General features: G+C 56.2%; 18 protein-coding genes. 10 read left to right on the top strand and 8 right to left on the bottom strand.

What is annotated here, in order from left to right:
• Window positions 1-3: 3 nt before the first annotated feature.
• The 4 genes from rpmB to A37O_RS0111080 form a co-directional block, all read right to left on the bottom strand.
• The gene (gene rpmB / locus A37O_RS0111095; protein ID WP_018297574.1) at window positions 4-240 is read right to left on the bottom strand and encodes a 50S ribosomal protein L28; all 237 of its coding nucleotides are present in this window, start codon (window positions 238-240) and stop codon (window positions 4-6) included.
• Between the two features lie 240 nt (window positions 241-480).
• Window positions 481-1,110, bottom strand: a complete 630-nt coding sequence (locus tag A37O_RS0111090) for a response regulator (protein ID WP_018297573.1) — start codon at window positions 1,108-1,110, stop codon at window positions 481-483.
• Complete coding sequence (locus tag A37O_RS0111085; protein ID WP_018297572.1) at window positions 1,107-1,415, bottom strand: sensor histidine kinase; 309 nt, start codon at window positions 1,413-1,415, stop codon at window positions 1,107-1,109. Before A37O_RS0111085 ends, A37O_RS0111090 begins: the two co-directional genes overlap by 4 nt.
• A 33-nt stretch (window positions 1,416-1,448) precedes the next feature.
• The gene (locus tag A37O_RS0111080; protein ID WP_018297571.1) at window positions 1,449-2,219 is read right to left on the bottom strand and encodes a sensor histidine kinase; all 771 of its coding nucleotides are present in this window, start codon (window positions 2,217-2,219) and stop codon (window positions 1,449-1,451) included.
• A 110-nt stretch (window positions 2,220-2,329) separates the two neighbouring features.
• Here A37O_RS0111080 and A37O_RS0111075 point away from each other — a divergent pair, with 110 nt between their 5' ends.
• The 6 genes from A37O_RS0111075 to A37O_RS0111050 all read left to right on the top strand — a co-directional run bounded on the left by A37O_RS0111075 (window position 2,330) and on the right by A37O_RS0111050 (window position 6,291).
• Entirely contained in the window at window positions 2,330-3,241 is a 912-nt protein-coding gene (locus A37O_RS0111075) for a CPBP family intramembrane glutamic endopeptidase (RefSeq protein WP_169332159.1), read from the top strand.
• Between the two features lie 174 nt (window positions 3,242-3,415).
• Complete coding sequence (locus A37O_RS0111070) at window positions 3,416-3,685, top strand: type B 50S ribosomal protein L31 (RefSeq protein ID WP_018297569.1); 270 nt, start codon at window positions 3,416-3,418, stop codon at window positions 3,683-3,685.
• Between the two features lie 43 nt (window positions 3,686-3,728).
• A complete protein-coding gene (gene rpmF / locus A37O_RS0111065; RefSeq protein ID WP_018297568.1) occupies window positions 3,729-3,902 on the top strand; it encodes a 50S ribosomal protein L32 in 174 nt (57 codons plus the stop codon).
• Window positions 3,903-4,115: 213 nt separating this feature from the next.
• Window positions 4,116-5,387, top strand: coding sequence for a S1C family serine protease (locus tag A37O_RS0111060; RefSeq protein WP_083912654.1), 1,272 nt, complete (start codon window positions 4,116-4,118; stop codon window positions 5,385-5,387).
• 69 nt (window positions 5,388-5,456) lie between these two features.
• Window positions 5,457-6,020 (top strand): MogA/MoaB family molybdenum cofactor biosynthesis protein, encoded by a 564-nt coding sequence (locus tag A37O_RS0111055; RefSeq protein WP_018297566.1) that lies wholly within the window; start codon window positions 5,457-5,459, stop codon window positions 6,018-6,020.
• A gap of 40 nt (window positions 6,021-6,060) precedes the next feature.
• Entirely contained in the window at window positions 6,061-6,291 is a 231-nt protein-coding gene (locus A37O_RS0111050) for a hypothetical protein (RefSeq protein ID WP_018297565.1), read from the top strand.
• A gap of 87 nt (window positions 6,292-6,378) precedes the next feature.
• Here the strand turns inward: A37O_RS0111050 and mscL are convergent, their stop codons facing one another.
• From mscL to A37O_RS0111035, 3 genes are all read right to left on the bottom strand, one after another.
• On the bottom strand, window positions 6,379-6,798 hold the full coding sequence (gene mscL / locus A37O_RS0111045; RefSeq protein WP_018297564.1) for a large conductance mechanosensitive channel protein MscL: 420 nt from the start codon (window positions 6,796-6,798) through the stop codon (window positions 6,379-6,381).
• A 115-nt stretch (window positions 6,799-6,913) separates the two neighbouring features.
• Complete coding sequence (locus tag A37O_RS0111040) at window positions 6,914-7,597, bottom strand: SAF domain-containing protein (RefSeq protein WP_018297563.1); 684 nt, start codon at window positions 7,595-7,597, stop codon at window positions 6,914-6,916.
• A gap of 42 nt (window positions 7,598-7,639) precedes the next feature.
• On the bottom strand, window positions 7,640-8,239 hold the full coding sequence (locus tag A37O_RS0111035) for a 5-formyltetrahydrofolate cyclo-ligase (protein WP_018297562.1): 600 nt from the start codon (window positions 8,237-8,239) through the stop codon (window positions 7,640-7,642).
• Window positions 8,240-8,301: 62 nt separating this feature from the next.
• On the opposite strand from A37O_RS0111035, the gene A37O_RS0111030 reads away from it, so the two are divergent.
• The 4 genes from A37O_RS0111030 (at window position 8,302) to sepX (ending at window position 12,779) form a co-directional block, all read left to right on the top strand.
• Window positions 8,302-9,246 (top strand): UTP--glucose-1-phosphate uridylyltransferase, encoded by a 945-nt coding sequence (locus A37O_RS0111030; RefSeq protein WP_026196320.1) that lies wholly within the window; start codon window positions 8,302-8,304, stop codon window positions 9,244-9,246.
• Between the two features lie 117 nt (window positions 9,247-9,363).
• Window positions 9,364-10,635 (top strand): molybdotransferase-like divisome protein Glp, encoded by a 1,272-nt coding sequence (glp, locus tag A37O_RS0111025; protein WP_018297560.1) that lies wholly within the window; start codon window positions 9,364-9,366, stop codon window positions 10,633-10,635.
• A gap of 4 nt (window positions 10,636-10,639) precedes the next feature.
• Window positions 10,640-11,335, top strand: coding sequence for a GNAT family N-acetyltransferase (locus A37O_RS0111020; RefSeq protein WP_018297559.1), 696 nt, complete (start codon window positions 10,640-10,642; stop codon window positions 11,333-11,335).
• 112 nt (window positions 11,336-11,447) lie between these two features.
• Window positions 11,448-12,779, top strand: coding sequence for a divisome protein SepX/GlpR (gene sepX, locus A37O_RS15405; RefSeq protein WP_156802584.1), 1,332 nt, complete (start codon window positions 11,448-11,450; stop codon window positions 12,777-12,779).
• Here the strand turns inward: sepX and A37O_RS0111010 are convergent.
• Window positions 12,776-13,360: a DNA-3-methyladenine glycosylase I gene (locus A37O_RS0111010; RefSeq protein ID WP_018297557.1), complete on the bottom strand. Its 585-nt coding sequence runs from the start codon at window positions 13,358-13,360 to the stop codon at window positions 12,776-12,778. The genes sepX and A37O_RS0111010 overlap by 4 nt on opposite strands.
• Between the last annotated feature and the right edge of the window lie 74 nt (window positions 13,361-13,434).

The following is a 13,434-nucleotide window of genomic DNA, read 5'->3' as shown; positions in this document are numbered from 1 at the left end:
CTCTTAGATCTTCTCCCCACGGGCGCGGATCTTGGCAACAACGGACTCGATGCCGTCGCGGTCAATGATCTTGAGACCCTTAGTAGATACGGTCAGGGTGATGGTACGGCCCTCGGAGGGCAGGTAAAACCGCTTGCGCTGCACGTTGGGGTTCCAACGGCGCGAGCTGCGGCGGTGCGAGTGCGAGACGGTTTTGCCGAATTGTGGCTTCCGTCCCGTGACCTGGCAAATAGCCGACATGGGTGTGCTTCTTTCTCCTTGCCGCCCACGACATGGCTAAGACCATTAATGTGACTCCGCACTTGAAAGGTGAGGATTGACCGGATGTGAGGTGTGGCCAAAAGTTCAAGGGTGTCACTGGTAGCCGGTTGACGGGGCGTAAACGTGTACTTCGACAACAGCGAGTGTCAATGCTACCTGGTAGTGTTTAATTTTCCTAATCACCTGTTCACGCGGTAACTGGGAAGAACTAGAAAGTAACTAGGCAGTTTCATTTTGAAGCGACCGGGCCAGACGCAGGGCCAAAGCCGTGCGATCTTTCGCCCCAAGTTTACGCAGTAGTTGGGACACGTGATTCTTCACGGTGCCTTCCGCTAAGACGAGCTGTCCCGCAATGTCCTTATTAGTAAGGCCTAGAGAAACAAGTTCCGCGACTCCTCGTTCCGCTCGCGTCAGGATGGCAAGTTCGCTACGTTGCTCAACCGTGCCATGAGCGAACCGAGCAATCCGCGGATCCAGAACCAAACCTCCCGATACAGCCGCCCGAATCGCGCGTGCCAATTCCTCAGGCTGGATGTCCTTGAGGAGATAGCCCGACGCTCCCGCGGCAATCAGAGTAGAGACGAGCTTGGCATCATCGAAGGTAGTCAAGACAAGGACTGGAAATTCCTTCGCGCACATTTTCACCACCCTCAAACCATCCACGCCGGGCATCGCCGCATCGGTGACAACAACATCGACGGCATGGCCGCGCGCGAGACTCAGCGATTGGCCACCTTGCGTCGTAGTTGCGACGATGTCAATCCCTTCAATCGTCTCGAATAAGAGCGTGAGGCCACGGAGAAGCATCTCGTGATCGTCGATAAGCAGGACCTTTAGTGACGTGTTCATGCGCGCTCCTTCGGGAGTTTCAAAGTCAGGCGGAAACCACCATCGATGCCGCCGTGAGGCGCTGTATCTATCCGGGCCCCGAGGCTGTGCGCCTTCTCGCGCATAGAGTCGAGTCCGAAGCCCGCCTGGTGGTCGTTACCCATGCCATTATCGGAGACTGCAACTTCGTCCTCGGCAACGCGGATGATGACACGATCTGCGCGTGCATGCCGCACGACGTTCGTCAGCGCTTCCTGGACAAAGTGCAAGATAAGTTGTGCAGTGTCATCGCTTAGCGACGATTCGGGCTCGCCTTCAACGCTCACGTCCAGGTCCGTGTTATCGAAGCTCGTGGCGAATCAGCGCAGGGTGGGGGAGAGCGCCTCGTCGTTAAGCGAAATCGGTTTCATTGCTCTGACCGTTGTTCTCATGCTGTCAAGCGCATCCGATGTGGCCTGGCGTGCGGAATCGATTTCGCTGCGTGCCTTCGCTGGGTCTCTGCCAATCATGCGCGCGGAATAGTCCAGGCTCAGGCCGATACTGGTGAGGCGATGTCCGAGGCCGTCGTGGAGTGAAGCGGCGATGCGCTCGCGCTCCCGGGAAAGTGCCAGTTCCTGGGAGTCGCGGAGTGCTGCTTTGAGCTGCTTTGTGTTGTCGATCGAGGTGTTGATGGAATCGGCAAGGGCGATGCCAGCGGCGACCGCGATGAGCATGGCGCCCACTTCAATGGCTATTTTGCTGAACGGGCTACCGACGACAAGGTGGAGGCCGATCGTGGTGGCGACCGGTATGGAACACAATGCAAGGGCAATGGAGCGGGGCAGACTCTGGGAGAGAGCCACAATGCTGAGCCATAAAGCCGCCACGCTAATCGGGTTATTCGCCACAACCAGCACCATGACTCCGACGATCCCGACTAGTGCGGCAGTGCTTGCCGAAGGCCACCGGCGCCATACAAACCACGAGATCATAAAGGCAATGGTGATTACTACGGTGATCCACACGGGGGCGGTGTTCGTGCCGTAGATGCCCGAATTGATCAGGACTAGTGCAAAAAGTATGCAGAAATAGTCCAAGAACCTCAGGAAGGTACTCGCGGGGTCCTGCGAGGTGCGAGATTGTGGAGCCATGGGTCCTAAACTACCGGCTTGGACCCATGACTTTGGTCATGATTTTTCCGGTGCAAAGTCGTGACTGCAGCTACTTTTGTGGTTCGTGCCAAATTCATAGCGTTGAAAGCATGAAATCAAATGAACTTTCGAGCTCGCAGCCCGTCCTGAGTACGCGCTGGTGGGGAATACTTATCCGCCTCGCGGTCGCCCTGGCGGTCTTATCCGGCAGCAACTATGCACGACTGCCACTTCATGCATGGGCGGAGTCGCACTTTAGTGGGGACGCCGAGATCGTGGCAACCAGCGTGATCTTCCTTCTTACCCCAGCCGTGATTGTTCTGGGTGTGTGGGTGTGGATGCGCTGGATTGAACGTCGGCCGATCAGAGTTCTTCGCATGCTCGATGCGCGGGCGGCCGCTAGTGGCCTAGCGGGAGGAATCCTCATAATTGGCATTGTGATGGTGGCGAGTTGGGCAATGCTTGCTGGGGTGAGCCCCGCGGAGACTGCTGTTTCTGGGGAGGAACTTACTGGCCCGGGCGGAGACCTTAACAACGCGAGTATTACAGCACTCGTGTTCTTTCTGATCTCTCGATCATTTCTCCTGCAGGGCATTCCAGAGGAACTACTCTACCGCGGCTGGCTTTTCGATGTCTTGCGCCACCGGCCGTGGACGGCGTTCGGATGGACAACTGTAGGCTTCGTCGCCGCGCACCTCTTTTCTTCAGGTGGTCAACAAAGCGTCGCAGAGCACATTTATTACCTCATCGTTCCGCTCGGCATGTCCGTTCTGGGTGCTGCATTAGTACTGTGGCGGGGTCATTTCTGGTGGGCGGCCGGCACTCACGGAGGATTTCATTTCTGGTTAGCAATCTGCTCGGTGATCTACCCCGTGGAACTCGGTCCACGGGTGTGGATAGTCACGGGTCTTGCCCAAATGATGGCTGGAGTTGTGATCGTGTGTGTCTGTGCACGTCGGGGGCACTTCGCCACGACGCGGTCGGCAAAAGAGCGATTTCTGAAAATGGGGGCTGACCTGTAGAATAGGTCAAGTTGTCCGCCTCGATCGGGCTTTCACTCGGATCACTCCGTGCGATTGCTTCGCGTCGCTGCTGGATAAGAGTACATTTTCGCACCCAACTCGGGCACGATCCCTGGACGTTATACAAGGCCTTGGAACCGACCCGATGTTCAATCCTGAGGGAAACGAATATTTATGAAGAAGGATATCCACCCAGATTACCGTCCGGTAGTCTTCCAGGACGCAGGTACTGGTTTCCAGTTCCTGACTCGTTCGACCGTTGAGTCTGACCGCACCGTCGAGTTCGAGGGCAATGAGTACCCACTCATCGTCGTTGACGTGACCAGTGAGTCCCACCCATTCTGGACCGGCGCGCAGCGTGTTATGGACACTGCTGGCCGCGTTGAGAAGTTCAACCGCCGTTTCGGTGGCATGGCACGTCGCAAGAAGAAGTCCGCAGAGTAAGTCGCTCGAACCTACAATTTAGGTCGAAGGAGGAGAAACAGATATGGCAACCCCAAAGTTTAAGATGTCCCGGTCCAACACCCGCCACCGCCGCTCGCAGTGGAAGGCTGATAACACTCAGCTGCAGGAAGTGAAGATCGACGGCCAGACCGTGCGTATCCCACGTCGTCTGGTGAAGGCTGCACAGCTCGGCTTGGTCGACGTTGAGCAGTTCTAAGCTAGGCCACTAGCTCAATTCATCCCCGGTTCTTTAGAACCGGGGATTTTTGTGCTTCCCGGGCCAGCTTCATCTGCGATGAGCTCTTCGTTAGAATCGAATTCATAAGCAAAATGCCAGCGTATCTGGTACAGGAAACTTACAGGTATTCTGTAGCTAGCCAGATTCGGAACTTAAGAATTCGCACAGAGCAGTGGGGGATAATTTCCTATCATGAACAGCCCAGACAATGGTGAGAACACTCCTCAGCAGCCACAACGACCACAAGCTGGATATCCCTACGGCAACCCCAACAGTGGGCAACAACCGTACGGAAACGGCAACAGTCAACAGACTCCTTCATCCAGCCAGTCGTTCTGGAACCAAAGTTCTCAAGACCCGCAGATGAGCAACCAGCAACAGCCCGTGAAAGAAAAGAAGGGTTTTGGAGCCGGATCAGTCATTGCAATCGCCTTGGTGACCTCGCTTGTCGCAGGTGGAGTTTCTGGCTATGTTGCAGGCAATGCCACTAAAGACGCTCAAGCCTATAGCTCTCTGGAGAATCCTAGCGTTTCATCATCGGAGCCAGCACCAGCGGGATCTGTCGAATCAGTAGCTGAGCAAGTACTTCCTGCGGTTGTGTCGATTCAGATTTCTACGATGTCGGGTGGCGCTGAAGGCTCCGGTTCGATCATCTCATCCGATGGTCTGGTTCTGACTAACCACCATGTCGTATCCGAAGCCGCCAGCGGACCGTCCGAAATTCAGGTCACGCTGAACAACGGTGAGAAGCACAACGCGCAATACATCGCCTCGGATGTCAACACCGATATTGCCGTAATCAAGATCGACGGCGTAAGTAACTTGCCCGTGCTCAACTTCGGTGACTCCAATGAGCTACACGTTGGCCAAGAAGTAGTCGCGGTCGGCTCGCCACTCGGTCTGTCTGCCACTGTGACCTCGGGTATTGTTTCTGCGCTTGACCGCCCTGTTCGTGCTTCTCAAGGTGGGGGAGAGAGCTCTCTCATCGACGCAATTCAAACTGATGCCGCGATTAACCCAGGCAATTCCGGCGGTCCACTCGTTGATATGAATGGCAATCTCATCGGCATGAACTCTGTGATTGCATCTTTGTCGAGTGGTGAGCAGTCGTCAGGCTCCATCGGATTGGGCTTTGCTATCCCATCGAACTTTGCAAAACGCGTGGCCGACCAATTGGTGGAAACCGGTGAGGCCAAGCAGCCGATGTTAGGTGTTCAAGTCGATGTTCAAAGCCAGGAAGATGGTGCGCTCATTATGGGTGTCGAATCCGGAGGTCCCGCCGATCAAGCTGGTCTTGGTGAAGGCGATATTGTTACGAAACTCAACGATCGTACGATCCAGTCCGCGGATGATTTGATTGCGGCCGCACGGTCCCATCAATTTGGGGAAACTGTCACCCTAGAAGTCCACCCCCGAAACTCGGAAGAGTCTCGAGCGGTAGATGTAACCTTAAGTTCCGAGTAAATTACTACAAGAAGACAATGAGAAATCTTCCTACTTTCGAGTGGGGAGATTCGATATGAGGAGACCCGTATGGCTGATTCTCTTGACTCTTTAGAGATTGAAGAGCCAGATGATGCATATCTTTTGGCAGCTGAGCGGGAAGCAACATTGCCACCCGTGAGGCGTGCCCTCATAGTTTTGGTCTCCGACCACCGCTATGAATCTGAAAGCGATGACACCGGTAGCTTGGTTGGCGAGCTCGCCGTCGAGGCAGGTTTCACGGTTGACGGGATCGTGCGAGTTAAGTCGAAGAAGTCCGACATCCGCAAGGCAATCGAAACCGCCGTTGTCGGTGGTGTCGATCTCGTGCTTACTATCGGCGCTACAGGTGTAGGTGCCCGCGATCGAGCACCCGAGGCGACACGTGCGGTCATCGATCAGCTGGTTCCTGGCGTAGCCCAGGCGATCCGTTCATCGGGTCAGGCATGTGGTGCAATCGATGCATCGACTTCCCGGGGAATCTGCGGAGTGTCCGGTTCGACGGTAGTAGTCAATCTTGCTTCCTCGCGCCTGGCGGTGCGAGACGGGATGGCCACTGTTGCTCCTCTGGTTAATCACTTGGTCAGTGACTTGCAAAAATACAGCGTCCAATAGAGGTCCAATAGAGGCCCAACAGCTAAGTAGGTGAACTGCGATGGGGGACCGTTCACGTCCGCGTCGTCGTGTAGAAAAGCGCTCGGCAGCAGCAGACTATGACCGTTCAATGGATGCCCCTGGCACGATGGGGAGCCCTTCGCTAAATAGTGCGGATGCAGTCCGCTCGGTCGACCTTGAGGTCGACGGTGAGGCGGAGAATGACGACGAGGCCGATCACGGGAAAAAGTCGAAGGACTCTTACCTCACCGAAAAACCGCCTCATTATTAGGAAATAAGAAATACCTCGCATCTCATCCTCCGAATTGAGGATGTGATGCGAGGTTTTTCTATTAGCCGAAATGCTTCGGTGCGAGCATTACTCGGAAACGCGTGGTGCCTGGCCCTTTTCGGACTGCAGGAGATCGCGGATCTCTGCGAGCAGCTCGACGTCGGTTGGGGTCTCCTCGTCTGGGTCGAGGCCCTTGCGACGCATCTGAGCTTCGTTTGCTTTGTTCATTGGCATCACGATTGCGAAGTAAACAACCGCTGCAATCAGGATGAAGTTGATGAAGGCGGTGAGGACAGCGCCGAAGTCCAGGAAGGTTGCGTCGTTCTCTGGGATGACATTGAAGCCAAGGCCAGCGAAGTCTGCGCCACCCAGAGCGGCGATCAGTGGGTTAATGAGGTTGTCCGAGAAAGCAGTGACAACAGCGGTGAACGCGGCACCGATAACAACACCAACAGCGAGGTCGATGACATTGCCGCGCATAATGAATTCTTTAAAGCCCTGAAGCATAGAAGTCTCCTTCAATAAGGTTTCAACAACGAAGTCAGTCGTGCGCAGTTTGTGCATGACGCACGCGACGACTGCACGTTACTATGACGAATTCTGTTCGTAAAGTTAGAAACGCTCAAATATTCTTATGTGATTCGGTAAGTATGACTGTCAGGGGAGCTGTGAGGGAAGCTGCCGCAGCCGCATTCGCCATCTCTTCGGGGAGTAGAATTAACACAGTTTCTGCATCACTAGAATCGGTTTCACCTGCAAAAACAACGCGACCACCAGTAGCAATGATGTCAGGGGTGCCAGTGTTGCTATTGGTAGAGACAATATTTACCGTGGCACCTTGGTGGAGAAGGTGGATAATGTCAGGCTCCGCCAATTTGATGGGCACCATGGTGTGGTCATCCGCCGGAAAATCGTCTGTGATTTGTGACACATATGCCGCAGAATATTCCTCGCCGAGGAGTTGCACGCTGGTGAGGAATTGGCCTTCACTGCCGTGCGCTACAACGACGCGGCCCACCGCATCGTCGATAAGCGTGACCGCGTTGTGGGGCATCAAATCTCGTGGCACATGAGTTATGCGCACATCTTCCTCACTAATGACCGACCCGGCTTCTACCGGGGAAGTAAGAGTAACTACAGACGGGTCGCGGGAAAACGTCGATGTGACAAGGCTGGCTACGGCGATAAGGACCAATGTGGCAGCAAGGAAGCGGCGCAGGGCTAAGGTGCGCTGGTAACCAGGGGAGCGCAAAGCCTCGAGCATGGCAGCGAGACCATCGCGCGACGAAAGTTTCTTAGGGCTCATACCCTATTGGACTGTTTTGCCACCGGTTTGGTTCCTTCGGAATTAACCTTTCGCGATGGTGGTGACGCCCTGATTGGTAATCACTACATCGACCGGAACGTCGAGGTCATCGGCGGGAACCTCGGGGACAAATTCGTTGTGATAAACCATGCCAACGAGTGGGACAACACCACGAATATTGGTTAGTGCCCGGTCGTAATAGCCGGCGCCTTTGCCCAGTCGGTTGCCCTTCTGGTCGATGGCCGTGGCTGGGACGAAAATGGCATCGCAGGACCGCAGCAAATTGGAGTTGTAACGAGGGCCTGTAGGCTGCCAAATGCCCAATGTTCCGGCGGCAAGGTCAGTGCGACCCCGATAACTCGACCATTTTAATGAACCGTCGCTTTCGGTGATCGGGAGGTAGATCTCAGCAGCTTGGGAAGCTAGCGCCTCCAATAAGAGGAGGCTTCCGGGCTCGTTCGGAAGTGGGGAATAGGCGGCGACCCGGGGCTGCGGATTGGAAAGGCCACGCACATACGTCGCCGCAAAAGATACGATTGCAGCATCGACGCGCTTCTTCACCTCGGGAGTGGACACGAGCTGACGCCTTTGCTTGACAATCTTCTCCCGTAACGCCGATTTCTTTTCCTCTGAGGTATTCATATTTCAAACCTTAGTGGGGCAATAACGAGAATTGGTTTCTTCGACCGGTAGAGTGGGAATTTATGCGGAACTCGAGCGAAAACCTTGCAAACGGCGTTAGAACCGTTGTCGTCCCTGCCGCGGGTATGGGAACGCGATTTCTTCCCGCGACAAAGACGGTACCGAAGGAGCTGCTGCCCGTTGTGGACACGCCCGGTATCGAATTGATCGCAGAGGAAGCGGCTCAGCTGGGAGCGCAACGTCTTGCGATTATTACTGCTCCCTCAAAGGGTGAGGTGATGCGCCATTTCGAGGAGTTCCCAGAGCTTGCAGCGACATTAGCGGAACGCGGAAAAGACGATCTAGTCAAGAAGGTTGAACGCGCCGCCGATTTAATTGATGCAGTATCTGTCACCCAGGATCAGCCTCTGGGTCTCGGCCACGCAGTTGGCTTGGCAGAAGATGTCCTCGAACCCGACGAGGATGTTGTCGCCGTGATGCTTCCCGACGATATCGTGTTGCCCATCGGTGTGATGGAGCAGATGGCCACCGTGCGTAACGAGTTGGGCGGCTCGGTGTTGTGTGCGTTTAACGTTTCGCCGGAAGAAGTCTTCAACTACGGCGTATTCGACGTGGAGGATGTTTCGGAAGAGTGCTCTCTTCCCGAAGGAAGCGTGAAGAAAGTTCTTGGGATGGTGGAAAAACCCGAACCACAGGATGCGCCTTCCACCCTTGTCGCGGCAGGACGTTACCTGCTCGACCGCGAGATTTTCTCGGCATTGAAACGAATCAAGCCTGGTAAGGGTGGCGAGCTCCAGCTCACAGATGCCATCGAGCTGATGATTCAAGAAGGCCACCCAGTTCATATCGTGATCCACGAGGGAAAGCGACACGATCTTGGCAACCCCGCTGGATACATTCCAGCCAATGTTGATTTCGGCTTGAGGCACCCGAAGTACGGGCCTGCAATCTATAAATCTGTCAAGCAAGTCATTGAGGCCTTCGAGACAGAGCTACCTGACAGCTAAGTGCTCCGTATGTCTGCACGCCTAGAGTTCCGCTGAGAACCTAGTATTGAGTTCGTCAGAATTACAAAGCATTCAGGGTAATCAGGGAACAAACGGTTATCGGAGAAGGAGCAATCTGTGCGCAGCGTTGAAGACCAGCTAGCCATCGTGGTGGATGCCGCCCCGACTCCTGAACCTGTCCGAATTGGGATCACCGATGCTCTGGGGATGATGAGCGCCGAAGAAGTCGTCGCAACGCGTTCTGTGCCCGGATTTGCCCAAGCAGTGGTGGATGGTTACGCCGTACGCTCCGTCGACCTTGGGGGAACTCAAGGGATCTCGAACAAAAACAGCCCGCGGGAAGAGGTTCCGCAGGCAGAACGCTCATTTCCCGTTGTTGGCGAGGTGGCTGCGGGCTCTCAGAAGCCGTTGCGTTTGCAACCTCGTCAGGCAGTGCGGGTCGCCACGGGGGCACCGATCCCAACGCTAGCCGACGCGGTGTTGCCCCTGGAATGGTCTGATCGGGGTAAGAAGCGTGTGACTGCGACTCGCCCAGTCCAATCCGGTGACTTCATCCGCAAAGAAGGGGCTGATATTCAGCCCGGCGACATTGCCGTCACCTCTGGGGCAGTACTCGGTCCTGCTCAAATCGGTTTATTGGCGGCTGCGGGCCGCGACAAAGTGCTGGTGTACCCGCGGCCCCGCGTGACAGTGCTGTCGTTCGGACTCGAATTAGTCGATATCGACCGTAATCCGGGTCTCGGTCAAGTCTTTGACATTAACTCCTACTCGCTTGCTGCCGCCGCCAAGGAAGCTGGGGCGGATGTACATCGAGTGGGAATTTCCAACGCTGAGCCACGCCGTTTGCGTGAAATTATCAACAATGAAGTCGCGCGCAGCGAGATGCTTGTCATCACTGGCGCGGTCGGGGGCTCCGGCGCCGAGGCAATCCAAAAAGTCTTGTCTGAGATTGGTGACATTGATACCACTCGCGTAGCTATGCATCCCGGTTCGACGCAGGGTTTTGGTCTCCTCGGGGAAGATCGCGTGCCTGTGTTCTTGTTGCCTTCTAACCCGGTGAGCGCATTAGTCGTGTTCGATGTGATTGTTCGCCCGGCAATCCGAACGTCGCTGGGCAAACGTGTTGCCGAGCGTCGCAGTGTGCAGGCGCGCGCCCTGGGACATATTTCGTCGATACCTGGTCGACGTGGCTATATTCGCGCACGCCTGATGCGCGACGCCGATACCCGCGACTATCTTGTCGAGGGGTTGTCCGATACCGACGGGGCACCGGCACACCTCCTCGCAGGTCTGGCGGAGGCCAACGCGATGATCCGGATCCCTGATGATGTCGTGGAAGTCCGCCCGGGCGATGTTGTCGACGTGCTGTTTATTCAGCAGCGGTCGTGAACTAATGCTCGATGCATTCGGAATGGGCGCGCGACGCTCGGCTAGTCCGGCGACGGGACCCCGCGACATCATCCATCCAGGGTGGCCCGAGTCGACGCGGACAGTGACTTTGAAAAGCGGCGACCGGCTTCGTTTACGCCCCCTGCTCTCGAGCGACGGTCAGGCATGGAGTGAGCTGCGAATTCTTGATAAAGAGTGGCTCAAACCGGTGGAGCCCACCACCCATGGCACGTGGGAACAGGCTCATTCTCCTGCCAATTGGCGGGCGAGTTTCCGCAATCTTCGCGCGATGGCCCGACAAAGCAGCGTCGTTCCGCTGGTTATCGAACTCAACGGAAAGTTCGCAGGCCAACTCACCATGGGCAACATTCAGCACGGTTCGATCAGTGAAGCGTGGATTGGCTATTGGGTTGCCTCCCCGGCGATGGGCAAAGGTGTGGCTACGGCGGCATGCGCTCTGGGTACTGACCACGCGTTTAGTCGCATTGGGTTGCACCGGCTTACCGCAACATTTTTGCCGAGTAACCCGGCATCCGGGCGGGTACTACAGTTAAATGGGTATCGTCAGGAGGGGTTTTTGCGCAAAAATCTACATATTGATGGTCAATGGCAGGACCATTATTTTGTCGCTCAGAATGTGGATGATTTTGCGGATACTGCGGTGGCGCGGCTCATTCGCGATGGTCGGATCAGCCGTTAAACCATAAAGGATTGCTTCTCTTGCCCGACGGCGTGGCAGGTGGGTTGGTTCCACCATCGTAGATACGCTAGGTAAAAAGTTTTGAACGCACAGTGAGAAAGGTGACGTGGACGTGGATGGCACTCTTGTAATCGTCCTCATCGTTGTGGTGTGGATTTTCGTACTGGCACCAGTAGTGCTGGGGCGAAACAATAAGCCAATCCGTAAATCAGGTGAGGCTTACGACGAAACGCGTGTCTTGCACGAAGGCGGCACTGAACCCGTGGCCGCACGTCGCCGACCGAAGCTGACGGCGAACGATGTCCATCGCTACGATCGCGACGATGCCGAGGACCTCGAGGTAGTCGAGGCCGTGCACGTCGACCAGGACCAAGTCGAGGACACCGTTCTCATCGACGATACGAAGCCGCACCATTTCCGTGAGTTCTCCGCGAAGGATTCCGCACAAGATCCCGTTAGGGGCACAGTTCGCGTCGAAGCTATGACAATGGAATCGGCTCAAGCCGACGCGCCGCAGGAAGCAGTAGAGACCGCTACGAATGAAAGCGTCATTGGCGTGGCCGAACGAGAAGAAGCGCCAGCAGAGCTCGTGGAAGGCGAAGTCGTCAGCGAAGCAACAGAGGCTGAGCCTGAGCCTGAGTCTGAAGTGACTGACGCTGAAGCGAACGAGCCCGCCGACACGGTAGAGACCATCTCTCACATCGCACCGGAAAAGTTCATCGACATCGACGAGGACCCGGAATCGACCTACCCGATGGACGATTCTTACCTTGGTGTGGACGACGTTGCCTACTCCGCGGCTAACTCTACTGTCGTTTCGCTTATCGACGATTCCGCCGACGCCGACGCGGATGCGGAAAACGAAAGCGACAACTCCGATGACGCTGCCCGCGCCGAAAACGGTGCGGACGGTGAGGACACCGAGGAGCACGCGGATCTCGACGACGACAGCGCCGACCAAGAGCTCACGGAAGCGGAACTTGAGTTCGCGAAAGCCCGTCGGGGTAGGGGCAGCTGGGATCCAGAATCCGACGACACCTATAAACTCGACCGCTACCAGCGTCGCCAGCGCACCTTCCTCGCCCTGTGCGCAGTGCTGGTACTCGCTGTGGTCTTCGGCTTCTTCGTCGGTGGTTGGGCCTGGGGCGCTCCCGTTATCGTCGTCGGACTCATTGTCTGGTACCTCGTTGCATTGCGCAGCCTAGTGAAGAAGGAGCGCGCGTTGCGTGCCCGTCGAGTGCGTCAACTGCGTCGAGCACGCCTCGGTGTGAAGAGCTCGGATGCGCAGGCCCCCGTGCCACGCGAGCTGCGACGCCCAGGTGCGATCATCCTTGAATCCGACGATGATTCTCCCGACTTCGACCACCTCCCAATGACCTATGGGCACTTCGAGGACGACGACGAGGACACCGCACCGCGCCCTCGTAGCCGCCGCGTAGGCTAAGAGCCCAAAAGATGCGTGTCGACGACGCCGATGACTTCCATGAGGGCGAAACAGGTAGTGGGACCGACAAAGGAAAATCCCCGCTTCTTTAAGTCCTTGGCCAAGGCCCGAGATTCGTCCGAAGTAGCAGGCACCTCCTTAAGACTGCGAGGGCGCGGCGTTTGATCTGGCTGGTATGACCAGATCAATTCCGCAAGCCCACCACCTGCTGATTCATCTCCGCGCAGAGCAATCGTTGCCTGCGCGTTTGTTATGACTGCCTGCAATTTGCGACGGTTCCGGATCAGCGAATCGTCGTCAAGCAAATGCTCAATGCCGTCCATGACGGCGACCTTGTCGGGTGAAAATCCGTGAAAGGCGCGACGCAGCGCCTCCCGCTTGTTGAGGACGAGGCGCCAGGACAACCCTGCCTGAAATCCTTGGAGGCAGAGGCGTTCGAAGACACCCTGCTCGTCGCGGATGGGCATGCCCCATTCGGTGTCGTAATAATTGCGTAGTAGCGCATCATGCGCGGCCCACTCCGGGCGGGCGCGACCGTCACTTCCTGTAACGAGGCCAGAATCTTTCTGAATTTGCTCCATATGCTTTTAGACTGCGCGATGGCCTGAATGGTTCCCTCTAAACGCTAGTCGGTGAGGAACCTTGGGCGAGGGGC

The sequence above is a fragment of the Corynebacterium lubricantis DSM 45231 genome (assembly GCF_000379425.1).
GTDB classification, from domain to species: domain Bacteria; phylum Actinomycetota; class Actinomycetes; order Mycobacteriales; family Mycobacteriaceae; genus Corynebacterium; species Corynebacterium lubricantis.
Note: the sequence above shows the minus strand (reverse complement) of the source record. Positions and strands in the feature narration are given on the sequence as shown.

What these genes read in the sequence shown, in the direction of transcription:
- rpmB (WP_018297574.1), bottom strand. Translation starts at nt 240, where the DNA reads ATGTCGGCTATTTGCCAGGTCACGGGACGGAAGCCACAATTCGGCAAA.
- A37O_RS0111060 (WP_083912654.1), top strand. Translation starts at nt 4,116, where the DNA reads ATGAACAGCCCAGACAATGGTGAGAACACTCCTCAGCAGCCACAACGA.
- A37O_RS0111040 (WP_018297563.1), bottom strand. Translation starts at nt 7,597, where the DNA reads ATGAGCCCTAAGAAACTTTCGTCGCGCGATGGTCTCGCTGCCATGCTC.
- A37O_RS0111035 (WP_018297562.1), bottom strand. Translation starts at nt 8,239, where the DNA reads ATGAATACCTCAGAGGAAAAGAAATCGGCGTTACGGGAGAAGATTGTC.
- A37O_RS0111020 (WP_018297559.1), top strand. Translation starts at nt 10,640, where the DNA reads ATGCTCGATGCATTCGGAATGGGCGCGCGACGCTCGGCTAGTCCGGCG.
- rpmF (WP_018297568.1), top strand. Translation starts at nt 3,729, where the DNA reads ATGGCAACCCCAAAGTTTAAGATGTCCCGGTCCAACACCCGCCACCGC.
- A37O_RS0111080 (WP_018297571.1), bottom strand. Translation starts at nt 2,219, where the DNA reads ATGGCTCCACAATCTCGCACCTCGCAGGACCCCGCGAGTACCTTCCTG.
- mscL (WP_018297564.1), bottom strand. Translation starts at nt 6,798, where the DNA reads ATGCTTCAGGGCTTTAAAGAATTCATTATGCGCGGCAATGTCATCGAC.
- A37O_RS0111090 (WP_018297573.1), bottom strand. Translation starts at nt 1,110, where the DNA reads ATGAACACGTCACTAAAGGTCCTGCTTATCGACGATCACGAGATGCTT.
- A37O_RS0111010 (WP_018297557.1), bottom strand. Translation starts at nt 13,360, where the DNA reads ATGGAGCAAATTCAGAAAGATTCTGGCCTCGTTACAGGAAGTGACGGT.
- A37O_RS0111050 (WP_018297565.1), top strand. Translation starts at nt 6,061, where the DNA reads ATGGGGGACCGTTCACGTCCGCGTCGTCGTGTAGAAAAGCGCTCGGCA.
- A37O_RS0111055 (WP_018297566.1), top strand. Translation starts at nt 5,457, where the DNA reads ATGGCTGATTCTCTTGACTCTTTAGAGATTGAAGAGCCAGATGATGCA.
- A37O_RS0111075 (WP_169332159.1), top strand. Translation starts at nt 2,330, where the DNA reads ATGAAATCAAATGAACTTTCGAGCTCGCAGCCCGTCCTGAGTACGCGC.
- A37O_RS0111030 (WP_026196320.1), top strand. Translation starts at nt 8,302, where the DNA reads ATGCGGAACTCGAGCGAAAACCTTGCAAACGGCGTTAGAACCGTTGTC.
- A37O_RS0111070 (WP_018297569.1), top strand. Translation starts at nt 3,416, where the DNA reads ATGAAGAAGGATATCCACCCAGATTACCGTCCGGTAGTCTTCCAGGAC.